The following is a 22,519-nucleotide window of genomic DNA, read 5'->3' as shown; positions in this document are numbered from 1 at the left end:
TATCTTTCACGCTCTGGACCTTCGATTGGCCAAGCTTCAGTAGTGACCTCGATACCAATCGACAAATCGGCTGAGGCCATCGGCGATATTTGTTCGAGGCTCGTAACCGAAATCCCGAACGGAATCCTCGATATCCGCGAATGTCGACTCGACGTCCCCGGGTTGCATAGGAAGCAAGATCTTATCTGCTCTTATCTGTAGCTTCTGCTCAATAATAGAAACAAGCCCCAACAGCTCTTCGGGCTGATTGTTGCCGATGTTATAGACGCGCCAGGCTTTGGAGACCGGCGAGGTCTCGACAGCCAATTGTTGGACAGCGTCAACAACATCGTCGACATAAGTGAAATCGCGCCGCATCTTGCCCTGGTTGAATAGCTTTATCGGCTTTCCCTCGGCGATGGCCTTCGTGAACAGAAAGTAGGCCATGTCGGGCCGGCCCCAAGGCCCGTACACAGTGAAGAACCGCAGGCCGGTCGTCGGAAACCCATACAAATGCGTATAGGCATGGGCCATCAGCTCATTGGCCTTCTTCGTGGCGGCGTACAGGCTGACGGGATGATCGACCCGATCTTCAATTGAGAACGGTTGCTTTGTGTTTGCGCCGTAAACAGAAGACGACGAGGCGTAGATCAGGTGGCGGCATCCGTTGTGCCGGCAGCCCTCCAGGACATTCAGGAAGCCGCTGAGATTGGAGTCGACGTATGCGTGCGGATTTTCGAGCGAGTATCTGACGCCGGCCTGCGCTGCCAGATGGATCACGGTCGGAAAGCGATACTGCCGAAACAGCTCTTCCATTCCGGCTCTGTCCGCGAGGTCGAGCTTCACGAACTTGAAGTTCGGATGAGGCGAGAGCAGCTCCAGGCGGGCGGACTTCAATGCCGGATCGTAATAATCATTGAGATTGTCGAGCCCGACGATCGTCTCACCGGCGCTCAGCAGGCGCTGCGCGACGTGAAAGCCGATGAAGCCGGCCGCGCCGGTGACCAGAATTGGGTCTCGTTGCATGCGTTGATTCCGAAATTTTCGCTGACGCGGGCCGCGACGTCTCGCGAAGCTTGATAAGCCTACGATATCAAGTACTTGTGCATAATTGACGCGGTTCCCAGGCCAGAGGCAGTTCTACTGTGCATGGGGTTGTTTTCGCACTTTTGTATCGACCACCCCCAAGGTGAGCCCCGCTGCGCCTACTTGCTCAACCCCACCCGCTTCACCTGATACCCCCGCTCCAGGATCGCCTGCCACCAGGGCTTCTGCTCGAGATACCAGCGCACCGTCTTCTCGATGCCGGTCTCGAAGTTTTCCTCGGCGCGCCAGCCGAGCTCGGTCTCCAGCTTGGTGGCGTCGATGGCGTAGCGGTGGTCGTGGCCGGGGCGGTCGGTGACGAAGGAGATCAGGCGGCGGTGCGGGCCGGCCTCGCTCGGGGCGAGGTCGTCGAGCAGGTCGCAGATGGTCTCCACCACGTGCAGGTTGGTGCGCTCGTTGCGGCCGCCGACATTGTAGGTCTGCCCCGGCTGCCCGCGCTCCAGCACGAGGCTCAGCGCCTTGGCGTGGTCCTCGACGAACAGCCAGTCGCGGATGTTGCTGCCGTCGCCATAGACCGGCAGCTTCTCGCCGGAAAGGCCCTTGATGATCATGTGCGGGATCAGCTTCTCCGGGAAGTGATAGGGCCCGTAATTGTTGGAGCAGTTGGTCACCAGCGTCGGCAGCTCATAGGTCTCCCGCCAGGCGCGCACCAGATGGTCGGACGAGGCCTTGCTGGCCGAATAGGGCGAGTTCGGCGCGTAGGGGCTGGTCTCCGTGAACAGGCCGTCGGTGCCCAGCGAGCCGAACACCTCGTCGGTCGAGATGTGCAGGAAGCGGAAGCGCTCGCGCCTCTCGCCGGTGAGGCTGCGCCAGTGCCGCAGCGCCTCCTGCAGCATGGTGAAGGTGCCGACGATGTTGGTCTGGATGAACTCGCCGGGGCCGTCGATCGAGCGGTCGACATGGCTCTCGGCCGCGAGGTTCATCACCGCGTCGGGCTGGTACTTCTCGAACAGCTGTCGCAGGCCCGCGCCGTCGCAGATGCATTGCTGCTCGAAGGCGTAGTGCGGATTGCCTTGGGCGCCCGGCAGCGAGTCCAGATTGGCCGCGTAGGTCAGCTTGTCGATGTTGACGACCCGCGCATGCGTGTCGCGCAACAGGTGCCGCACCACCGCCGAGCCGATGAAGCCGGCGCCGCCGGTCACGAAGATCGTCGAACCCTTGAACCGCATGCCCCGTTCTCCAATGGTGGATCAGCGCGCGAAGCTGCGCGCGACCGATTTCAAATATTCGCCGTAGCTGCTCTTGGCGGACTTTTCGGTCGCGATCTCGAATTGCTGCAGCGAAATGTAGCCTTGCCGAAGCGCGATCTCCTCGGGGCAGGCGATGCGCAGGCCCTGGCGCTGCTCCAGGATCTGCACGAAATGGCTGGCCTCCACCAGCGAGGCATGGGTGCCGGTGTCGAGCCAGGCAAAGCCGCGGCCGAGCACCTCGACATAGAGGTCGCCGCGCTCGAGATAGGCCTTGTTGACGTCGGTGATCTCGATCTCGCCACGTGCCGACGGCTTGACGTTGGCGGCGATGTCCAGGACGTCGTTGTCGTAGAAATAGAGCCCGGTCACCGCGACGTTCGATTTCGGCTGCTTCGGCTTCTCCTCGATCGACAGCGCCCGGCCGGTGCCGTCGAGCTCGATCACGCCATAGGCCTGCGGCTCGTTGACCACATAGCCGAACACGGTCGCGCCCTTCTTGCGGAACGAGGCGCTGGACAGCATGCTCGGCAAGCCGTGGCCGTAGAAGATGTTGTCGCCGAGGATGAGGGCGACCGAATCCGAGCCGACGAATTCGCGCCCGACAATGAACGCATCCGCGAGCCCGCGCGGTGTCTCCTGCGTCGCATACTCAAAGCGCAGGCCGATGTCCGCGCCGGTGCCGAGCAGACGCTGAAACAGCGGCTTGTCCTGCGGGGTCGAGATGATGAGGATGTCCCTGATCCCCGCCAGCATCAGCGTCGACAGCGGGTAATAGATCATCGGCTTGTCAAAGACGGGCAACAGCTGCTTCGACACCACCGTCGTCACCGGATAAAGGCGCGAGCCGGTGCCGCCGGCGAGAATGATCCCCTTCATAGCCCCTCGCATAACTTAACTATCTCGAAACGTAGCAGATGGTGTGCGCTGCACAAGTTTGTTATAAACCTAGGGTAAACCATCAAACGCCAAGGTATTTAGGCGCGAATTATGAATGTTGTTGCGACCGAGCTTCCAGAAGTCCTGATTATCGAACCAAAATTATTTGGTGACCAGCGCGGTTTCTTTTTGGAAACCTACCAGTTTCAACGTTACGTAGAAGCGGGGATACATCGTCCTTTCGTTCAGGACAATATGTCCCGCTCCGCCCGAGGCGTGTTGCGGGGCCTGCACCTGCAGAATCCCAACACCCAGGGCAAGCTGGTCAGCGCCATGCGCGGGCGCGTTCTCGATGTCGCCGTCGATGTTCGCGTCGGCAGCCCGAATTTTGGGCGGCACGTTGCCGTCGAATTGAGCGAAGAAAACCGTCGCCAGCTCTGGGTGCCGCGTGGTTTCGCCCACGGCTTCGTCGTGCTCTCCGACACTGCCGACTTCTTCTACAAATGCGATGACCTCTATAGCCCGAAAGACGAGGTCTCCATCCGCTGGGATGATCCGGCCATCGGGGTCAAGTGGGGCGTCGACAATCCCTCACTCTCGGCCAAGGACGCTGCTGCCCCGCTGCTCGCGGACGTCCAGAACCTCCCAATCTACGGGCAAATCTGATGCGCATTCTCTTGACCGGTACGGGAGGGCAGGTGGGCGGAGCGCTGCTGCCCCTGCTGCGCGATCAGCACACGGTGGTCGCGCCGAGGCGGGAGGAATTCGACCTCTCAAAGCCGGAGACGCTGGCCGGCAAGCTCGAGGCGCTCAAGCCGGATCTGATCATCAATCCGGCGGCCTATACCGCCGTGGACAAGGCCGAAGACGAATCCGCGCTGGCTTTCCTCGTCAACAGCGACGCGCCGGCTGTTCTGGCCCGCTGGGCCGCCGCGCACGGCGTGCCGATGGTACACTTTTCGACCGACTATGTTTTTGACGGCAGCGGACGCAGCGTGTGGCGAGAAGACGACCCGACCGGTCCGCTGTCGGTCTACGGTCGCAGCAAGCTTGCAGGCGAGAGCGCGGTTCGGAGCGCCGGCGGGGCGCATCTGGTGGTGCGAACCGCCTGGGTCTATGCCGCGCAAGGCGCGAATTTCATGCGTACCATGATCCGGCTGGCGCGGGAGCGCGAGGCGCTGCGCGTGGTGTCGGATCAGTGGGGAACGCCCACCACGGCGCGCACCATCGCATCGGTCCTGGTCGAAATCCTGGGGAAGGACGAGGCAGACTTGTCCGATGTCTTCGCGCACGCGAACGGACTGATCCACCTCACCAATTCGGGCTCGACCAGCTGGCATGGCTTCGCCAGTGCAATCGTAGCGGGGCTGCGGTCCCGAGGCGTGCCGCTGAAGGCGGCCGAGGTCGTCCCGATCGCCACCAAGGACTATCCGACCAAAGCCACGCGCCCGGAAAATTCGCGACTTGATCTGACACGCCTGCGGGAAGCCTATGGGCTTGTGCCCCCCGACTGGGAGCGTGCGCTCGCCGAGGAGCTGGATGCGTATCTGGATACTGTTGGTTTGACCCCGTCAGCAGCTGGGACTTAAGATCTAACGGCCTAAATCAACGGGCCGTGGGGGCCATCAGCATTTGATCTGGATGACAGCACGTGCGTTTCGCGCGTGTCACAACCATGTTGCTGCCATCAGGCTATTGGTAGTTGGCGTGAGCCTTGCTGAGTGGGGCACGCCGGCTCGTGAGTAATTAAGGGGCGTCCTGATGAGTGGCAGAACTGTGCCAGAACGGATCAACGAATTCCTCGTCCGCTGTGCCGGCCGGGCCTACTGCGATCACTGCATTCAGGAGCGCCTTGGGCTGCGCTGGCGCCAGCAGGTGCAACTGGTCACCGCCACGCTTGCTGTTACTTCAGGTTACCGCCGCAGCAGCGCGATCTGCTCAACGTGTGCAGAAAGCAAACAGGTCATCACCTATGTCGCGGCATCGCAGATCGCGAAGCCGATGCTGAAGCTGCCGATGCCTGTTGTGGAGATCTCCAAAGTCGAAAGGCGCCGATCCCGCTCTATGGTGAGGCAGATCGTAGCGGCGAAGCCGCAGCTGCGCCACGGTGACGGCGAACAGCAGAGCAGCGGCGAATAACAAACGACGCGATCCGAACAGGTGCTGCACGATCTCGCGACCCACCGCAGGTGACCTTCGGGGGCTCCACCCCTGCACGGCGCCATTGACGCTGCAGGCCCCCAGGCTGCATCACGCGCGATATCCGGCCCGATAGCTTGAGGCGGTCGCTTGGTCGAGCGGGACTTACCGCCGGTCAAAGCTCGCCCTCGACCCTCCGCGGCGCGGGGGCCTGGAGCACGGCTCCGACCGGAAAAGGCGTCACAGCATCTGACACATAGGCGTGTTTGGACTGACCACCCCGCGCGGCGACCCACCGCGAGCGCAACCGATTAGATGGCACGTCCACTAGCTTCCAAATGAGCCAGCCCAAGACGGCGATTGCCGCTACCGCGACCGCGATGTGGGTCAGGCGTGTCGCCATCGACCCGCTCGCCACGTCAACGAAGTGCAGCACCGGCCAATGGACGAGATAGACGATGTAGGACAGGTCGCCCAACATGCGGTCCAGCGCCGGAGACCGTTGCTGGGTCGTGTAGATCGTCCACGGCAGAATCGCCACCGTAACTGCAATGTTGAGATATTCGTTGAACCTGAACAATGGGCCAGGATGCGCGCCACCCAGGAGGATGTCGCGATAGGGACATATCGCCAGCGCCAGCAGCGCCGCACTGACCAGAGCGCCGCTGCGGAGGGCCAGGGATCGTGACGGATGCCATTGCGCCGCGAAGGCAGCAGCGCCGGCAGAAAAGAAGATCAAATAGCGCAGCACCAGGCCGGAGGGCGTAGCGAGGCACGCGGCGATGGAGAGAGAGAGGCTGGCGATGATGGTCACGCGCCAACCGTAGACCGCGCAGATCGCGATCAAAGGGGCGACAAGATAGAATTGCATCTCGATGTCAAGCGACCAGGCAGGTACATTCGGCTGGATCGGCAGGCTCGCGTAGCCGAGTATGAAGACACTCGAAAACGCTTCGGCCAAGGAGGCCACAGGCCCAATGACCGGTGCGTCATTGGGCACTGCAATCAGCCAACCCGCGACTGAGCAGATCACAAACACCGGGCCGAGCCGCCAGAACCGCGAGATCAGGAACGTTACATAGGGTTGCCGACAGGCCGCGTACTTGGCGTGCCACATCGAGCACACCCAATAGCCGCTGAGAGAGAAGAAACTATAGACGGCGGCGTGCCCGAGATTGAAACGCGAGACATGGGTGACGACGACGATCAGCGCGAGCAGCAATCGATATTGCCCGGGACCTGCCCAATTCATCAATTAAAATCCTTTCGTCCGCCTATCCGAGGCGGTTTCCGAAGCGATCGTCAATCGATAGCGTCCTGGCGCGGCGCAAGCGAACGGTACCAAGACTCACGGTTAAAATCGCACGCAGCATAGAGGAGCCTTGCTACGGCCGAAAGAGCACGCAGCGGCACCCGGAGATCAAGGTGCGAACAACCGCTGTGACGCCTCGCATCTCGTCCAGCGGTGCGGCCCAGTTGTGATCGCCGGAGCGCGCCAGGTGAGCTTCAGGTGCAGGCCGATACCTGCGCATTGCCACCGCCGACCAATAGGTAGGCATCCTCGGCGACGGGATCCGCACGAGGACCTTCGACCACGGCTTGATCTCGCGCGCCACACTGCGGTCCCATCGCGTGGTCAGCCAAGCGCCCTCAGGCCCGAGCTCGGTTGGCGACAACCGGCTGTCGTCCCCAAAGGATCCGCTCGATGAAGTAGGCGAAGACAAGTGGACCGATACAGAACAAAAAGAAGTCAAGAATTTTATGGCTGCCGTCGCGCGCCCACTGCAGCAGCAGGCTGACCATCCAAAAATATGCAAGGTAAAAATAAACCGAAATCGACGGCCGACAAAAGCGTTTGAAGATGGCGCCGAAAAATGCTCCGCAAAATCCCATGGTAATGACCACGCCAGCATAGCCGAAGCTGATCCAGCCATCGCCGACGAGGGAGGTGGTCCTGGAGGTGAAGCGTCCGTAGGCGTCCAGGTTCACCCACTGCACCGGTGAGCCGACGGGTTTGTCGGGCCACAACACGCGAGGGATCGGCTGGGTAAAAATACCAAGATACTGCGTGAAGTAGGAGTAGGTCTGGCTAACGTCTGGAACCTTCGCGATAACATAGCTGAGGAAGTCGAAATTGGCGAAGTCTGGATGGGCGCCAAACGAGGACTTCGCAATGTCAAAACTGAATTCAAACTCCCCGGTGGTCAGGAATTTGACCAGGCTGTCGCGATTTTGACCGATCGCCACGAATAACCCCAAAACGATGGCCATGCCTACGTAGTGGCTCCAGGCGAATGTGTGCCGCTTGTGGATATACAGCGTCATCATGCTTGCGACCAAAGTCGAGATCACAATTTCCCATCTCTCGCCAAGCTGCAGAGCAATAAATGCGCAGAAGAAGATGGGAAGAAAGGACCACCAGCGAGCGCGGGTCACGTGAATGAGCAGGGCTGCGAATGGGAACGCGAACTCGCGAGCATTGACGACATACGCCGTGGTGTCACTAAAAAGCTTTTGGCCCGTCGCCGGATCGACCGTCATATTGATCTTTCCCAGTTCCAGAAACACTTCCACGCCGTACGTCTGACGCATGGTGAGAGCAAGCAGGAACGAATAGGCGATCAGCGGAAACAGCAAAAGGAATGCGAGCTGAAACGAGCGCGCCTGTGTGCGCGTGAGCTCGATGGAGTTGAACGTCGGCTCTATCGATCTAAAACCAAGCACCGCCAAGTAGGCAAGAATGAAGCTTACCAATCCGAGGTCCGCAACGAATAGCGTCTTTAGAAAAATGCCATCGTCGGGCATATACATCATGAATTCAAATTCGGAGCGAATATCGAACAGATATACGACGACCGGGCGTTGCACGAATACTATGAAATGGAATGCAAGGTAGATAAAGAGTCCGGAATAGATGTTTAGATAGCCGCGCGCGTGCAGACCGACGAGGAGGCCTAGAAAGAAGACGACGTGAATGATGAGCGCGATTTCGATCATCGGAACGGTCGTGGACTTGGTCGCGTAGGGCGACTTAAAGGACGTTTGTTGATCATGGTAATCGGATATCACCTCCGAAATAATTGAAATTCCCGATTTGCCCTAGTTTTGTGATCGGAAATTCCAGCTCTTTCTGACCAATCACTCGGCCATCCTCCAGAATTTTAATTGCAACAGGTCCCTCTGCGAGTTCAAACCGATGGTGCTGAACACCCGGGGGAAGCGCTGCGGATTGACGCCTACCACCGACGGCGACCTCCACCGTCAACGGTCGGGGCAAGAATGCCGTCAAATAGATTCCGTCGACGAGGTTCTCCCATCCCTTAGGGCGTCCCTGTTTGCCCGTTTCAGCGGAAGCGATGCCATGGGCGAACTTGGAATGAAGCCGATAGAAATAGTAAATCGCAGGATGTTCAATCACCGGACGGACGGACGATTTGAACCATGCGATAAAGTAGCGGCTAGCCGAAAGGAAAGCTTCATGGCTGAGCAGCGGGCCCCAATGATAATTCCACAGGTCTTGCTGTCGGATGTCGCCGAACGGTGCAACATAAGTCGATTCACCCCAATCATTCCAGGTCACGATTTCGACCAAGTTCGCTCCGCTCTCAACGGCAGCGGTCCATTGGGCTGCCATGCCTTCGAAGCCTCCGCTTTCGAACACACGGTAGTTGTGACTCAGGCCTCGATAATAGGGTGAGATGCCGATCATTGAAACCTTGCCGGCAATTCGGCTGCGTTCGGCGACCAGACGGCCGTCGCTCGGTGGAGACGCATGGCCAAGATCAGGCCCAAAGTTGAAGTAGCCATCCATCTCGGGATGTTCTCGGTACAGCCGATCAAGAAATTCCGCAGTAGGATGGCTGTAGTTTCTCGCCCACGACGCTCCGGAGAGATATTGATAGTTGGGCACAAGAAAGGGCTTTAACCCCAACGACGACAGCCTTTGCGAGAGCGAGAAGCCCCATTCCGGTACCCCCGAAAATGTACTAACGACGGGACGGTTGTCGACCCGCAGGTATGCAGGGCTGCGCGATAGTTCGGTAAGCATCGAAACAGTGTCTTCAACCGAGACATCGTCAAAGGATACGAAGAGCTTGAAGGAAAGAGGGCTTGTTTCGGCGGCTGCAAAAATCCGCTGGCTGATGGCGCGGTAGATTGGCTCGCGCAGCCAACTCGGCATGTTAAGCACAAATCCGTCGATGCCGTAGGATTGGGCGGTCTGGATCTCCCGCTTGAAGTCGTCAACCGTTGCACCCAATCCGCTCGCTGGACAGCAGACCATGTAGTGCGCGAAGACCATGCGAGGCACCGGCGACCCTTCGGCATGGACGACTGTGCCGAACATCCCACAACCCAAGAGGAGGGAAGCGATTATGCCAGCTGTTCTCAGCACTGCTGTCTCTCCGGCGTCAATTCAGACGTGCACTACAAGTCCCGGCCATTACCCGTTTGATGGCTCGAGCCGAATCCTCTAGTCTAGTTTTCTCGCATGGGTAAGACGACCGCAACGGCGAATTGGGCATGATCGACGAAAAGCGTAATGTCGTCATTGCTGCGGCCTTTCCCCCGCCGTTACACGGACTGGCGAAGATATCCGAGTCGGTTGCATCGGACCTTGCCGAGTTCGCACACGTCCATCGTTGCGATTTGTCGTCCCGCTCTCTGCGACGTTCATGGGGCTACCATTGGCGGAGGATCTCGTCAGTCCTGGCGGCAGCAGTCGGAGTCCTGCGCAACGGGCTGCGTCCGAACCCTTGCCTTTACATCCCTGCGGACGGCGGCTTCGGTTTAGTTTACACGATCCTCCTAACAGGACTGGCGCGCCTGTCGCAACAGGCGATTGTCATTCATCACCACAGCTTCTCCGCGATCGACCAGCGGCGCTGGCTGATGTCCGCTCTGGTTTCGATTGCCGGGAATGGGGCGGTCCACGTCTTTCTCTGTCAGACGATGCAACTGCGATTTCGGAAAAACTATCGAGGGGAGTGGAGAGGGCTTATCTCGTCAAATGCTGTACATCTCTCCGCCGCCCCGGACACGCGCTTGCCGGAAAGTGATGAGATCAGGATTGGGCTCCTGAGCAACCTTACCACGGAAAAGGGACTTTATCTTTTTCTCGATCTCCTGCGAGCGTGCGTGCAATGCGGCCTTCCGATCACGGGGATGCTGGCGGGCCCGATCCAGTTCGAAGAAGACCGAGCCGCGGTGGAGGCCGCCCAGTGCCAGCTTGGAGCGCGACTGATCCATGTCGGTGCGCTTTATGGTCCCGACAAGGACGAGTTTTTGGCGGGGCTCGATGTATTTGTGTTTCCAACAGGGTACCACAACGAAGCCCAGCCGAATGTGGTGTTCGAAGCCATGTCGGCGAGCACGGCAGTAATCACATTTGCCAGAGGCTGTCTGAGCGAGGATGTGAACGAAGACTGTGGTCCCATCATCGATCCGTCCAATGATTTTGTGTCGGCCGCTTGCGCGCAGATCAAGACTTGGAGCGATGATCGGAAGTCGCTCGCGGCCGCGAAGGCCGCTGCGAAGGAACGGTTCACCGCGCTTCGGGCAACGGCCGCTGCAGATTACGGCAATCTGCTCTGTGCAATTGCCGACTTGGAGTTGCCAGGCTCGTAAGCCTTGTGTCCGGTGGCTTTCGGGCTGTCGGAGCGCGCAGCGTAGGTCCGACGATAGGCTGCGGCGATCCTCTCTGCCGTGTCGGCCATAGTTGGAAACGTATCGCGGCTTGCAATGGCGCCTTCGCGCAAGCTCTGTCGCAGTGATCGGGATGCGTGGATTTTGCTTATGGTCTCGGCAAGCGCCTCAGGTGTACGGGGCGGAACGATAAATCCGTTGACGCCCGCTCTGATGACGTCGCGGGCGCCGACATGCTCAGTGACGATCGCCGGCAGGCCGCAGGCGAGCGCTTCGGTTATCACAAAGCCGAATCCGTCCTGAACCGACGGTAGGACAAGGAGCGAGCTGTTTTGGTAGAGCCGCACGAGATCTCTGCGGCCAAGTGGTCCGAGATAGCGGAATAGTCCCTCGTAGGGCTGGAGCGCTCGTTTCATCTCGCGTCTCATGGTGCCAACGAAGATCAGTTCCGAGCGCGGTAAGTTCAGGCGCTTCCAGGCCTCCAGCAGATAGACGTGGCCCTTGATCGGATTGAGTTCCGCAACGCAAAGCACCCGAAAAGGCGAGTCGGCCGCAGGGGTGCGTGCGGGCACGAACGTCTCAAGGTCCGTCGGTAGTTGAATGATATCGATGGCGTCGGCCGAAAAGCCGGCGTCAACGAAGCTGTCGCGAACAAGAGTCGAGAGGCAGTAGATCCTATCGCAGAGTTTGATTTCGGCGAGGCTATTGCTGACATCACCGACGTAAGGGGCAGTCGCGATCGACAGGCGCTCGAGTTCGATGCGCATTTCGCGTTCGAAGAACGCAGGATGACAAACGATGGGATGTCCAAGGATGGCGGCGCCCTCGCGCTTGGCTCTTTGCAAGAGGCTGACGGCCTTGCCCTGAATCACGGCATGCAGCACGTCACAGGGACGCCAAGCGGCATGGGCGGCCGCAAGCCAAAGCGCGTCGTAGAGAGGATAGATCGTATCCGCGAAGGCGTGATTTAGGTATCGGGCATGAAACTGAAGAAGATACTCCTTCAAGAACAGGTTCCGCGCCTGGGGTCTCTCGATTTGTAGTCGCGCGGCATTGCTGGATAGCCGGGAAGCATAGTAGACGCGGCCCAAATCCGCGACCTTGTTCAATTCGGGAATGAGCTGAAGCTGTTTGAAATCCCCACAGACTGCAACATTGACCGTTGGCCTGGTGACGTCAGCCATTTTTGCGCCTGCGGCTGGCGACTTCGATAAGGTTGGCTTCGAATTCGCTCAAAATGGCTTCCTTGTGCCAACGCGCACATGCCAACGTGCGGGCTTGCTCGCCCATGCGCATTCGCAAGCCAGGATCTCTCGCAAGCTTCAATATCGCATCGGATAGTGCCTGCCGGTCAGACGGTGGCACCGCAATGCCGGCGCCTTCGATCTCGGCCGCGAGCTGGGTGCCAGGATATGCCATCGCAACCGCCGGCCTTCCTGAGGCCAGGATAGGAGCGAGTTTGGAGGGCAGCATGAGGTCGGAGACCTGGGCGCGTTGGGGAATCAAGTGAATATCCGCGGTCGCAAGCAATTCCCGCATTCGCTCGTCTGGTTGCAGGTCAAGAAACTTCACATTCGATAGGGGAGCCGCGATCTTGACTAGGTGTTTCAACAACGCTCCGGCGCCGCAAAAGACGAACACGACCTCGGGCGCCTTGGTTTGGAGTTCAGCCGCGGCCTCTGCAAGGCTCTCGATGCCCTGCTTGGCTGCGATGCTTCCTGCATAGAGAGCAACGATATGGCGATCGGACAAGCCGAGTTGTTTCCGAAATCCGGTCATCCTGTTCGCTGGACTGATTGCATCCGTGTCGACCCAATTCCTAAATTTTACGGTGCTTCCCGGCGGAGCGCCCTTACTATGTAATCGATCCATCATGCGAGGTGAGATGGTCGATATTCGATCGAATCGGCGCAAAATGACAGCTTCGAGGGATGTGGCCGCGCGGCGAAGATTGTTGCCCGCGAGCATCCCAAGTTCAAAAGCGGCGTCTAGCTCGAAGTCCTGAATGTGGAGCCAGCTCGGAGTTCCAAACATTCTCGAAACGGCCAGGGCCATGGGCGCGATCAGGAAGGATGGTGTCACAGCCAGCAGGACGTCGGGCTGCAGTTGGCGAACCGAGGCCAGCAGCTTGGGGACGCTGGAAATTGCGAAGGAGGCGTGGCTCATGATGCGACCACGCTTGCCGGAGGGCACAACCCGGGGCAAATAGAGTGGGCAACGGCGGACCTTGACCAGATTCCTGATTTCATGCTGATAGGATCGGTTGTCGTAACCTTCGGCAAGGACCCAATTGGGATAATAGGGGTGAGCCGTTACAACCTCGACCGTGTGGCCGCGCGCAGCCAACCACTCGCACAGCTCGCTAGAATATTTCCCGATTCCCGTCAGCTCGGGAGCGTAATTGAGGCCGTACGCCAAAATCTTCATGAAAAAAAGTCAAGTTTGGCAGCGCCACCTGCAGAGACACCCCCTCAGCCTTAGGCTGTGCGGACCAGAATATTGGATGATGGCCCCCAGTACCCGAGCGACCAAAGGGTCAGCGTAGGCTCATCTTTAGATGGTATATCCCGTTAACGAAATACCAATTTTAGGGCATTCCGAGCGATTTCCATGGGTGGTTACCAGCAGGAGAGTGTTCTCAACATGCCAGATGCCGATGGCGTTCGCGTTCAAGATCTCTCAAGGTATGCAAATCCCAAGGGGCTCCGCGGCCGGTCGGCCCTGTTTGTGCAATTGTGGTGGATTGTTGAGGCGCTCCTGGTCCGGCCCACCCCGCAGATCTTGTTTGCTTGGCGAAGATTTGTTCTGCGGCTTTTTGGCGCCAAGATTGGTCCAGGCGTACTGATCCGACCATCGGTACGCATAGTCTATCCTTGGAAAGTGTCGATTGGAGCGAATTCTTGGATCGGAGACGACGTGCATCTCTATAGTCTTGGCGAAATCGATATCGGCCATGACGTCGTCGTCTCTCAAGGGACTTATCTGTGCACCGGATCTCACGATCACCGGGCGCCAGATTTTCCAATCTTCGTCCGTCCCATTGTCATTGAGCCCGAAGCCTGGGTCGCGGCACAATGCTTCATCGCTCCCGGGGTCAGGATCGGTCGCGGCGCCGTAGTCCAGGCCCGCGCCGTCGTGATGCGGGACGTTTCCGCCGGAACTATCGTGGGTGGTCATCCCGCCGCTGTGATTGGCTCGCGGCCCATGTAGATCGCAGCACACATCGACCGCTCACTTCGACTGGCGCGCCATCCGACCAAGTGTCCGACTACCAGAGAACGCGCCGCCGATTTCGGGCAGAAGGAGACCGATCCCAATTATCGCTAGATGCCCGGTCCATGGCAGCAGGATTGCGGCGCCTACGATGCCAATGAGAAGTCCTAGTGCGTAGCCAAACGCGATCAGCCCGACTTGGTTGAGAGCGCTCGCCGCAAGCAGGACGCCGTCGACATAGCACCCCAGTAGCGCGACGAGCGCAAGTGCGATCATGAGCGCCCAATCCAGCGGGATATGTCCTCCGGTCCACCGCGGGACAATTGTGGGTGCTAGAACCAATTCTGCCAACAGCAACACTGCAGCGAGGAGAGTCGCATTGCGGAGCATTCTCCGAATCAGGCGACGAACGTTTTTGGTTTCGCCGCTTGCCCATAATCGACCGATTTCTACTTGAGTGGCTTGCGAGGTCATGGTGGCGAGATTCCGTGCCGTCTTTGTATAAGTGGCCAGAACGCTAAAGGTCGCCAGCGCCACCGGGCCGAGACTGTGTGACACCAATAGGCGCGGCAGATAGACGCCCAGAATATTGATGCAGACGAAGATAAGGAAAAAACCCGCCGCCGACCGCCAGGTGCGGATCAGAAACTCAAGGTCAAAATTCGCTACCGAAAATGAAAACCATGTCACTCGACGAAGGGTCCAAGCCACGTGAAAGGTGACATTAAGCGCAGCTCCAGCGAGCATGGTTCCGGCGATGGCGAGAGGACCAGCTCCAGCACGAAGCGCGATGGCAATGCAGACGAGCTCGATGGTCTTGGAGATTGCAGCAATTGCATTCGGCACGGCGGCGCCATGCGCTGCCGAAAGCGTGCCAGCGAGGGGCTCGCTCAGAAACGTGATGAGGGTGGCAGCTGCGAGCATAACGACTAAAAGCGCCGGCGTAGGCATATCATCGAGCCCTATCCCGACGAGAGCTCGCAAATCGGCAACGGCAAGGATCAGTCCCAGGCCGACAAGGCCAACTGTGATACTCGCCACAATAGTGACGAGCGATGTAACGACGACGCGCGATGCCTTGCCAAGTTCGTTCCTCGTCGATTGCAGGACGACTTCGGCCGCGGCTGCTTGCCCAACTCCCAGATTCGCTATGGCTGCAAAGCCCGCCAGAGCCGCGACGGCAAGCCATTCGCCATACAATTGGGCGCCCCAGCTGGACAGAAACAAAGGGACGAGAATGATTTGTTCGGCTACCCGGATGGTTCGCGCGAACAAATAGGCAGCGAATGCGCTGCGAATCCGTCGCCGAACAGCGGCGAAGTTAAGGGCGACGGTTGTCACTGCAGTTGTCCCCGCAACCGGTTACGGCGTTAATACAAATTCGCAAACTCAAACAAACCGACACGAGAGTCTGATAGGGTGGCCACATTGTTGCTCGTAGCATGTCTCTAACGGATCGCAGTGGTGAACGGGAAATCTTACCTCGATGGTTAATTTGATTCCGCCTCGTCTGCTTTCGCTTACCAAGAACTTGATGGTCCCCGAAGGCCGGCGCCCGCGACGGGTTAGATCCGGTCTGTACAAGGATATCGTGCTCGATCTCAACCTGCATTCGCAGACCCAGATGATGCTCGGACTTTGGGAGAGGGAGACCTACGCTTTCGTGCAAGCTGCGGGGGCCAATGTTCAATGGTTGCTCGATATTGGAGCAGGTAGCGGAGAAATGACGCTATACTTCCTGCGCCAGGCCAATTCGATCAAGGCGATTGCAGCCGAGCCGGATCCGGCGGAGGCGGATGCGCTGCGACGCCACCTGCAGCTCAACGGATTTTCAAAGGATTCCTGCGAAATCATTAACAGCCCTGTCGGCAGGGGCGAAGGAATGGTTCCTCTGGCAGACCTGGTTCGCCCCCTGCAAGGGCGGGGCTTCATCAAAATCGATGTCGATGGTGCCGAGATGGAGGTTCTCGAGAGCGCAGCAAATCTTCTCGACCAGGCAGATGTTGCCCTCTTAATCGAGACCCACTCGTATCAGTTGGAAGCCGCATGCATGGCGTGGCTGCTCGAGCGCAACTACAGGACCTCCATCATCAAAAATGCTTGGTGGCGACGAATTGTGCCGGACGGGCGGGTGATTGCGCATAATCGATGGCTGTCAGCTGTCCGAGAGACGACCCGTTAGGCCGTTGTTTTCGGCGTCGGCCTACCATGGCTGACGCCAGGCAGGGTCGCGAACAGACTGCGGCGCGCCAGCTTGGCCTGCGCGCTAATTCCGAATTCCTGGGGCCAGACACAATCCACGTGAGACAATAGCGAACGCAGTGGATGTTGCGGTTATTTCGGACGCTAGCTCGGTAGCGCGCAGAAATCAGGGTGCGGTCGCGGTTGATCGTCCGAGTGGCGACTCTCCGGAGGGTTCAGCCCCGATGTTGAGGGTTGACCTGGGCAGCCGATATAGCCAAGAAGAAGCGGATTTCGCTGTTGTTCACGTAAGGAAATGGGGCTCAGCCTGTCCGCCCGACGTGTTTGTCTAGGAGCAAGGCTTGGGATGAGAAATCGGATTGCCTTGATCACCGGCGTCACCGGCCAGGACGGCGCCTATCTCGCCGAATATCTGCTGTCGCTCGGCTATGTCGTGCACGGAATCAAGCGGCGCTCGTCCTCATTCAACACCGCACGGATCGATCACCTCTACCAGGACCCGCATGTCGGCAACGTGCCGTTCCTGATGCACTACGGCGACATGACCGACTCGACCAATCTGATCCGCCTGATGCAGCAGATCAGGCCGACCGAAATCTACAACCTCGCCGCGCAAAGCCATGTCGGCGTCAGCTTCGAAAGCCCGGAATACACGGCGAATGCCGACGCGATCGGCGTGCTGCGGCTGTTGGAGGCGATCCGCATTCTCGGCATGGAGAAGGAGACACGGTTCTATCAGGCCTCCACCTCCGAGCTGTACGGCCTGGTGCAGGAAGTCCCGCAGAGGGAGACGACGCCTTTCTATCCGCGCTCGCCCTATGGCGTGGCAAAGCTCTATGGCTACTGGATCACGGTGAATTACCGTGAGGCCTACGGCATGTTCGCGAGCAATGGAATTCTATTCAACCACGAGAGCCCGATCCGTGGCGAGACGTTCGTGACCCGCAAGATCACCCGAGGCGTAGCCCGCATCGAGGTCGGACTGGAGGATATGCTCTATCTCGGCAATCTCGATGCCAAACGCGACTGGGGCCATGCCAAGGATTACGTGGAGGGCATGCACAGAATCCTGCAGGCTGACAAGCCCGACGACTTCGTGCTGGCCACCGGCGAGACGCGTTCGGTGCGCGAACTGGTCGAGGTTGCCTTTGCCGAGGTCGGCCGCCAGATCGAATGGCGCGGCAAGGGCGTCGAGGAGACCGGCGTCGATCGCAAAAGCGGAAAGACCGTCATCCAAATCGATCCGACCTATTTCCGTCCGACCGAGGTCGATCTGTTGGTCGGCGATGCCACGAAGGCACGCAACACGCTCGGCTGGACGCCGAAGCGAACGTTCGCGCAGCTCGTTCGGGAGATGGTGGCGAGCGACCTCGCCGAGGCCAAACGGGACGTCGGCAATGGCAAAAGTTCCCTTTGAGCTGAAGGGTAAGAGCGTCTACGTCGCCGGCCATCGCGGCATGGTCGGCGCCGCGCTCGTGCGCCGGCTTGCGCGGGAGGACGTGCGGCTCGTGACGACAACGCGAAGCGAACTCGACCTGCGTGATCAGGCCGCGGTATTTTCCTGGTTTGCCAAAGCGCGACCTCAAGTGGTGTTCCTCGCCGCGGCCAAGGTCGGCGGCATCGTTGCCAACAACACGCTGCGGGCGGAATTCATCTACGACAACATCGCGATTGCGATCAATGTGATCCAAGCCGCGCACCAAAACGGCGCCGCGAAGCTGATGTTCTTGGGTTCGTCCTGCATCTATCCAAAGTTGGCGCCACAGCCGCTGCGCGAGGACTCGATGCTAACCGGCCCACTGGAGCCGACCAACGAGCCCTATGCCATCGCCAAGATCGCCGGCATCAAGATGGTGGAGGCCTATCGCGCCCAGTATGGGAGCGACTTCATCAGCGTGATGCCGACCAATCTCTATGGTCCGGGAGATAATTATCATCTGGAATACAGCCACGTCGTCGCCGCCCTGATCCGCCGCTTCCACGAGGCCAAGATCGCCGGCGCGAAGAGTGTCGTGGTCTGGGGCACAGGCACGCCAAGGCGCGAGTTCCTCTATGTTGACGATATGGCGGATGCCTGTGTGCACCTGATGAAGACTTATACCGGTGCTGAGCTGATCAATATCGGCAACGGCGAAGATATCACCATTGCCGAATTCGCGCGTGTCGTGGCCGAGGTCATCGGCTATCGCGGCGAGATCACCTTCGATACCTCGCGTCCGGATGGGACGCCGCGAAAGGTGCTTGATGTCAACCGACTCGCAAGGCTCGGCTGGCGCGCGACGACATCGCTTCGAGACGGCTTGAGGCGCACATACGAGGACTACACAAGAGGTGTATGACCTTGGATGATGCGGGCGACCTACGGCTGGTCTGTTGACTACTTTAACACGTGTGAACTCTGCCTCGTTCTTTGCGCGTTTCAATTCGGTTGCAATGTCGTTGTCGACGCGGTCTCGACGAGAGGGAGCAGCTAGGCCCAAGGTTTCCGATCCTTAAGCCTTGGGTACAGCGCGCTCGTCACCACAGAGCGGTGTTGCTTTCGCCCGCATCGGGCCCGCGCGATCGACTTAACTATCCTTGAGCACGAGCCGTCGAGAGCTCGCGCTCGGGATCGCGATGCAATCTTTCAGCGCAGTCGGTGCCCACCGGACCGCAACATTCGCACCGGCCTATCTCCTCGCAGCAACGTCAGACCAGATAGTCGTGATAGCTGATAAGCGTTCCCGTGTTCTTGTCTGCCTCCGTCTGGAAGCCCGCAGCGTCGTACTGGCCCAGCAGGGCGATGTCGGTGGTGTGGACTCCGTCAGTCACCGACAGGGTTCCTCCAGTGCCGGCCTGATTTGCGACATAACTCGCGGTCGTGCCGACCCCGAACGCCACATCGAGGAGATCGAGATGGTCATCGCCGTTAAATCCAGACACGACCCCGCTAAAGTCGAAGGAATCGTGGAGCACGATTGTCCCGGTGGCTCCGGCATCAAGCGTTATCTTGGTCGATGAAGCGGCTCCGAATTCGAGCGTGGCTACGCCGTCCATCAAGGCGGTGCCGCCGCCACTGACACTGCCATTGACGGTGATGTTGGCTCCATGCGCCCACAGCAGCCCAGAATTATCAAGGTTGCTGGCGACGACCATCCCGCCGCTTCCAGTCGCTTCAAGCGTTCCGGAATTGACGATGGTGTTCGTCCCGGTATCGATATCGAGCGCATTGATGCCGGTGGCGACAATCATGCCTTTGTTGACCAGCCCCATCGTCCCGTCCCCGAGGTGGCCCGCGCCGACGATCGTGTTGTCCACATTCGTCAGCATGACGTCTGAGGTCGTTCCGGTGATCAGGTTCTGATCGCTGTCGGACAGCACGACCTGCCCATGACCCTGGAGCGTGATGCCGTGTTCGATCAGCTCGAGGTTTGTCCCATTTCCGGTCGAGTTCAACTCAATTGTACCCGTGTTATCGATCGTGCCGCTCAACGGAAGCAACGCGCCGTCGCCTATCACCAGGCTGCCGGAATTTTCCGTAACGGGTGTTTGATCGAACACGAAATTGCTCGATGTGAGCGATGTCGGATCGAGACCTTGCAAAGTGATCGATTGGCCTTCTCCCAACGTGATCACAGCGTTGCCGTTGGCGTCGCTCAGAGTATGCGCCTGAACGTCGGCGAACGAGGTGAAGGTGGCGTAATCGATCAGATCGATTTGGTCATGCATCGCGTCGAAGTTATAGACCACGTCGTGACCGATCGGCTGCGCGAACACCAGCAGGTCGCTTCCGCTCGAAGCCGTCAGATGGTCGTCGCCCGACACAGCAAAGATCGGTGATCCCTGCGCATAGACCTCGACATTGTCGGCGAGGGTTGCAGTCCCAGTACTGCCATCGGTATTCGTCCAAGTCTGGGTGACATTCAGCACGATAGCACCCGCAAAATCTACCGGTGATGTGATTGTCATCGACTGCACATCATTTGTCTGGGCAGTCCAGGTGCCATTGCCGTTATTCGTAGCGTTACTAAGACGCCAGCCTAGCGGCACCCCGCTGATCGTGACGGTGATGACACTATTGGGATCAGCTGAAGGATCGCTCAGAGCCAGATTGATGGCCTCGCCAGCGATACCGGCGGGCGCAAGGACAGTGTTTCCGCTCCCTTTCACGATCGTGACGGTGTCAGTGTCGGCGAGGCCTCCTCCGTCGGTCGTTGTCATGGTCAACGTCCGCGTGGTGTTGTTTGACCCGCCACTAAACGTCACGCTGGCCAAGGCCGCATTGATGTCCGAGATCGAGCCGGAGAACGTCATCGCCTTGGTGCCGTTGGCACCGGAACTGAATGTGAGGCCTGACGTGGTGGAGAGGGTTAAAATGCCGGTCGACGGTTGCTGAGCGTTGCCCAGCGACAGAGAAACAGTCTCGGTGCCGTTGTCGACATCAGTGACTCTCAGCGTGAAAGTTGCTGTTGAGCCGCCGCCGCTACCGTTCCCCACCGTCTGCTGCCCCGGAACTGTGTTGACCGGCGCGTCGTTGGCGCCGTTGATGGTAACGGTTAGCACCGCCGTGTCGGTCTGGCCGCCGTCGGTGACGGTGTAGTTGAAGATGTCGGTCGTCGACTGGCCGGCGTTGAGCGCCTGCACGGTTGCGTCGTTCTCGTTGACCACGTACGTGTAGCTGCCGTTCGCATTGAGTGTCAGCGTGCCGTGCGCGCCGACCAGGCCGGCGCCCAAAGTCCCGGCCGTGCCAGCCCCCTCGGTGCCGCCGGTGCGGATCGCAATGACCGTGAGGCTGCCGCTGTCGACATCGGTGTCATTGGCCAGCACATTGCCACTGCCGTTGTTGCCGCCCGATCCGTTGGCCGTACCGCCTTTCTCGGTCGCGGCCGTGGCACCTGGACTGGCACTGGTATCATTCACGGCAAGCGGCGCATCATTGGTGCCCGTGATCGTCACCGTCACGATGCCGGTGGCGGTGCCGTCCTGGCTGGTGACCGTGAACTGGTCCTGGACCTGCTGGCCGGCGGTGAGCTCGTTGTGAGCGCCGTTGCCGGTGTAGCTCCAGGCACCGTTGGCATCGATCGTGAAGTCGCCATAGGTGCCGTGGACGCTGCTCTGCGCGATGAGGTGCGCTTCGCCGTTGTCGAGGTCGACGATACTGAGCTGGCCGCTGCTGTTGAGCGCCGCCGCGGTGTTTCCCTCGGTGACGGACTTCGAGTCCGAGCTGACGGTTGCCGCGTCATTGGTGCCGGTGATGGTTACGGTGACAGTGCCGGTGGCGGTGCCGTCCTGGCTGGTGACCGTGAACTGGTCCTGCACCTGCTGCCCGGCGGTGAGCTCGTTGTGGGCGCCGTTGCCGGTGTAGCTCCAGGCGCCGTTGGCATCGATCGTGAAGTCGCCATAGGTGCCGTGGATATTGCTCTGCGCGACGACGTGGGCTTCGCCGGTGTCCGGATCCACAATCGTCAGCTGTCCGGAGGTGTTGAGCGCAACGGCGGTGTCGCCCTCGGTCACGGACTTCGAGTCCGAGCCGACGGTTGCCGCGTCGTTGGTGCCGGTGATGGTCACCGTCACGGTGCCGGAGGCAGTGCCATCCTGGCTGGTCACCGTGAACTGGTCCTGCACCTGCTGGCCGGCGATGAGCTCATTGTGGGCGCCGTTGCCGGTGTAGCTCCAGGCGCCGTCGGCATTGATCGTGAAGTCGCCATAGGTGCCGTGGACGTTCGTCTGGGCCACGACATGGGCTTCGCCGGTGTCCGGATCGGTGATGGTCAGCTGGCCGGAAGTGTTCAGCGCCGTGGCGATGTCGGCCTCGGTGACGGACTTGGAGTCCGAGCTCACGGTTGCCGCGTCATTAGTGCCGGTGATGGTGACCGTGACGGTGCCCGTGGCGGTGCCGTCCTGGCTGGTGACCGTGAACTGGTCCTGGACCTGCTGCCCGGCGGTCAGCTCATTATGGGCGCCGTTGCCGGTGTAGCTCCAGGCCCCGCTGGCATCGATGCTGAAGTCGCCGTAGGTCCCTTGGACGTTGCCTTGCGCCACAACATGGGCTTCGCCCGAATCGGGATCCACAATCGTCAGCTGGCCGGAGGTGTTGAGCACGGCGGCGGCATTGCCCTCTGTCACGGACTTCGAGTCCGAGCTCACCGTTGCCGCGTCGTTGGTCCCGGTGATCGTCACGGTCACAATGCCGG

The 22,519-nt window shown here is 59.6% G+C and carries 18 protein-coding genes; 8 read left to right on the top strand and 10 right to left on the bottom strand.

What is annotated here, in order from left to right; all coding sequences use genetic code 11:
• Nucleotides 1–36: 36 nt before the first annotated feature.
• The 3 genes from HZZ13_RS19350 to rfbA form a co-directional block, all read right to left on the bottom strand.
• Complete coding sequence (locus tag HZZ13_RS19350; RefSeq protein WP_197961136.1) at nucleotides 37–1,005, bottom strand: NAD-dependent epimerase; 969 nt, start codon at nucleotides 1,003–1,005, stop codon at nucleotides 37–39.
• Nucleotides 1,006–1,184: 179 nt separating this feature from the next.
• The gene (gene rfbB / locus HZZ13_RS19345) at nucleotides 1,185–2,252 is read right to left on the bottom strand and encodes a dTDP-glucose 4,6-dehydratase (RefSeq protein WP_197961135.1); all 1,068 of its coding nucleotides are present in this window, start codon (nucleotides 2,250–2,252) and stop codon (nucleotides 1,185–1,187) included.
• Nucleotides 2,253–2,273: 21 nt separating this feature from the next.
• Nucleotides 2,274–3,149 (bottom strand): glucose-1-phosphate thymidylyltransferase RfbA, encoded by an 876-nt coding sequence (gene rfbA, locus HZZ13_RS19340; RefSeq protein ID WP_197961134.1) that lies wholly within the window; start codon nucleotides 3,147–3,149, stop codon nucleotides 2,274–2,276.
• A 111-nt stretch (nucleotides 3,150–3,260) separates the two neighbouring features.
• On the opposite strand from rfbA, the gene rfbC reads away from it, so the two are divergent.
• From rfbC to HZZ13_RS19325, 3 genes are all read left to right on the top strand, one after another.
• Entirely contained in the window at nucleotides 3,261–3,815 is a 555-nt protein-coding gene (rfbC, locus tag HZZ13_RS19335; RefSeq protein WP_197961133.1) for a dTDP-4-dehydrorhamnose 3,5-epimerase, read from the top strand.
• Entirely contained in the window at nucleotides 3,815–4,738 is a 924-nt protein-coding gene (gene rfbD / locus HZZ13_RS19330) for a dTDP-4-dehydrorhamnose reductase (protein WP_197961132.1), read from the top strand. The genes rfbC and rfbD overlap by 1 nt, the downstream gene beginning before the upstream one ends.
• A 172-nt stretch (nucleotides 4,739–4,910) precedes the next feature.
• Nucleotides 4,911–5,288, top strand: coding sequence for a hypothetical protein (locus HZZ13_RS19325; protein ID WP_197961131.1), 378 nt, complete (start codon nucleotides 4,911–4,913; stop codon nucleotides 5,286–5,288).
• A 175-nt stretch (nucleotides 5,289–5,463) separates the two neighbouring features.
• On the opposite strand, the gene HZZ13_RS19320 is transcribed toward HZZ13_RS19325, so the two are convergent.
• From HZZ13_RS19320 to HZZ13_RS19310, 3 genes are all read right to left on the bottom strand, one after another.
• The gene (locus tag HZZ13_RS19320; RefSeq protein ID WP_197961130.1) at nucleotides 5,464–6,510 is read right to left on the bottom strand and encodes an acyltransferase family protein; all 1,047 of its coding nucleotides are present in this window, start codon (nucleotides 6,508–6,510) and stop codon (nucleotides 5,464–5,466) included.
• A gap of 428 nt (nucleotides 6,511–6,938) precedes the next feature.
• Nucleotides 6,939–8,285, bottom strand: a complete 1,347-nt coding sequence (locus HZZ13_RS19315) for an oligosaccharide repeat unit polymerase (RefSeq protein WP_197961129.1) — start codon at nucleotides 8,283–8,285, stop codon at nucleotides 6,939–6,941.
• 52 nt (nucleotides 8,286–8,337) lie between these two features.
• Nucleotides 8,338–9,633, bottom strand: a complete 1,296-nt coding sequence (locus tag HZZ13_RS19310) for an endo-1,3-alpha-glucanase family glycosylhydrolase (protein ID WP_197961128.1) — start codon at nucleotides 9,631–9,633, stop codon at nucleotides 8,338–8,340.
• A 176-nt stretch (nucleotides 9,634–9,809) separates the two neighbouring features.
• On the opposite strand from HZZ13_RS19310, the gene HZZ13_RS19305 reads away from it, so the two are divergent.
• Nucleotides 9,810–10,913 (top strand): glycosyltransferase family 4 protein, encoded by a 1,104-nt coding sequence (locus tag HZZ13_RS19305; protein WP_197961127.1) that lies wholly within the window; start codon nucleotides 9,810–9,812, stop codon nucleotides 10,911–10,913.
• Here the strand turns inward: HZZ13_RS19305 and HZZ13_RS19300 are convergent.
• Together HZZ13_RS19300 and HZZ13_RS19295 are read right to left on the bottom strand one after the other, a co-directional pair.
• A complete protein-coding gene (locus HZZ13_RS19300; RefSeq protein WP_197961126.1) occupies nucleotides 10,862–12,115 on the bottom strand; it encodes a glycosyltransferase family 4 protein in 1,254 nt (417 codons plus the stop codon). The two genes, HZZ13_RS19305 and HZZ13_RS19300, sit on opposite strands and share 52 nt — an antisense overlap.
• Nucleotides 12,108–13,358 carry a WcaI family glycosyltransferase gene (locus HZZ13_RS19295; RefSeq protein ID WP_197961125.1) on the bottom strand — a complete coding sequence of 417 codons (1,251 nt, stop codon included), beginning with the start codon at nucleotides 13,356–13,358 and terminating at the stop codon, nucleotides 12,108–12,110. Before HZZ13_RS19295 ends, HZZ13_RS19300 begins: the two co-directional genes overlap by 8 nt.
• Before the next feature lie 183 nt (nucleotides 13,359–13,541).
• On the opposite strand from HZZ13_RS19295, the gene HZZ13_RS19290 reads away from it, so the two are divergent.
• A complete protein-coding gene (locus tag HZZ13_RS19290) occupies nucleotides 13,542–14,141 on the top strand; it encodes a WcaF family extracellular polysaccharide biosynthesis acetyltransferase (RefSeq protein ID WP_311972662.1) in 600 nt (199 codons plus the stop codon).
• Between the two features lie 21 nt (nucleotides 14,142–14,162).
• Here the strand turns inward: HZZ13_RS19290 and HZZ13_RS19285 are convergent, their stop codons facing one another.
• The gene (locus tag HZZ13_RS19285) at nucleotides 14,163–15,485 is read right to left on the bottom strand and encodes a polysaccharide biosynthesis protein (protein ID WP_197961124.1); all 1,323 of its coding nucleotides are present in this window, start codon (nucleotides 15,483–15,485) and stop codon (nucleotides 14,163–14,165) included.
• A gap of 250 nt (nucleotides 15,486–15,735) precedes the next feature.
• Here HZZ13_RS19285 and HZZ13_RS37390 point away from each other — a divergent pair, with 250 nt between their 5' ends.
• The 3 genes from HZZ13_RS37390 (at nucleotide 15,736) to fcl (ending at nucleotide 18,685) form a co-directional block, all read left to right on the top strand.
• Nucleotides 15,736–16,326, top strand: coding sequence for an FkbM family methyltransferase (locus HZZ13_RS37390; RefSeq protein ID WP_197961123.1), 591 nt, complete (start codon nucleotides 15,736–15,738; stop codon nucleotides 16,324–16,326).
• A gap of 366 nt (nucleotides 16,327–16,692) precedes the next feature.
• On the top strand, nucleotides 16,693–17,763 hold the full coding sequence (gmd, locus tag HZZ13_RS19275) for a GDP-mannose 4,6-dehydratase (protein ID WP_197961122.1): 1,071 nt from the start codon (nucleotides 16,693–16,695) through the stop codon (nucleotides 17,761–17,763).
• Nucleotides 17,744–18,685: a GDP-L-fucose synthase gene (gene fcl, locus HZZ13_RS19270; RefSeq protein ID WP_283817182.1), complete on the top strand. Its 942-nt coding sequence runs from the start codon at nucleotides 17,744–17,746 to the stop codon at nucleotides 18,683–18,685. Before gmd ends, fcl begins: the two co-directional genes overlap by 20 nt.
• Before the next feature lie 349 nt (nucleotides 18,686–19,034).
• Here the strand turns inward: fcl and HZZ13_RS19265 are convergent, their stop codons facing one another.
• Nucleotides 19,035–22,505 carry a beta strand repeat-containing protein gene (locus tag HZZ13_RS19265; protein ID WP_311972661.1) on the bottom strand — a complete coding sequence of 1,157 codons (3,471 nt, stop codon included), beginning with the start codon at nucleotides 22,503–22,505 and terminating at the stop codon, nucleotides 19,035–19,037.
• Nucleotides 22,506–22,519 lie beyond the last annotated feature (14 nt).

This window comes from Bradyrhizobium agreste, assembly GCF_016031625.1.
Classification (GTDB): Bacteria; Pseudomonadota; Alphaproteobacteria; order Rhizobiales; family Xanthobacteraceae; genus Bradyrhizobium; species Bradyrhizobium agreste.
The sequence above is the reverse complement of the archived record's forward strand: the minus strand, read 5'-3'. Positions and strand labels throughout refer to the sequence as shown.

Bases quoted from the DNA above. Each gene is read 5' to 3' on its own strand.
- HZZ13_RS19350 (WP_197961136.1), bottom strand. From the start codon at position 1,005: ATGCAACGAGACCCAATTCTGGTCACCGGCGCGGCCGGCTTCATCGGC.
- rfbB (WP_197961135.1), bottom strand. From the start codon at position 2,252: ATGCGGTTCAAGGGTTCGACGATCTTCGTGACCGGCGGCGCCGGCTTC.
- rfbA (WP_197961134.1), bottom strand. From the start codon at position 3,149: ATGAAGGGGATCATTCTCGCCGGCGGCACCGGCTCGCGCCTTTATCCG.
- rfbC (WP_197961133.1), top strand. From the start codon at position 3,261: ATGAATGTTGTTGCGACCGAGCTTCCAGAAGTCCTGATTATCGAACCA.
- rfbD (WP_197961132.1), top strand. From the start codon at position 3,815: ATGCGCATTCTCTTGACCGGTACGGGAGGGCAGGTGGGCGGAGCGCTG.
- HZZ13_RS19325 (WP_197961131.1), top strand. From the start codon at position 4,911: ATGAGTGGCAGAACTGTGCCAGAACGGATCAACGAATTCCTCGTCCGC.
- HZZ13_RS19315 (WP_197961129.1), bottom strand. From the start codon at position 8,285: ATGATCGAAATCGCGCTCATCATTCACGTCGTCTTCTTTCTAGGCCTC.
- HZZ13_RS19310 (WP_197961128.1), bottom strand. From the start codon at position 9,633: ATGTTCGGCACAGTCGTCCATGCCGAAGGGTCGCCGGTGCCTCGCATG.
- HZZ13_RS19305 (WP_197961127.1), top strand. From the start codon at position 9,810: ATGATCGACGAAAAGCGTAATGTCGTCATTGCTGCGGCCTTTCCCCCG.
- HZZ13_RS19300 (WP_197961126.1), bottom strand. From the start codon at position 12,115: ATGGCTGACGTCACCAGGCCAACGGTCAATGTTGCAGTCTGTGGGGAT.
- HZZ13_RS19295 (WP_197961125.1), bottom strand. From the start codon at position 13,358: ATGAAGATTTTGGCGTACGGCCTCAATTACGCTCCCGAGCTGACGGGA.
- HZZ13_RS19290 (WP_311972662.1), top strand. From the start codon at position 13,542: ATGGGTGGTTACCAGCAGGAGAGTGTTCTCAACATGCCAGATGCCGAT.
- gmd (WP_197961122.1), top strand. From the start codon at position 16,693: ATGAGAAATCGGATTGCCTTGATCACCGGCGTCACCGGCCAGGACGGC.
- fcl (WP_283817182.1), top strand. From the start codon at position 17,744: ATGGCAAAAGTTCCCTTTGAGCTGAAGGGTAAGAGCGTCTACGTCGCC.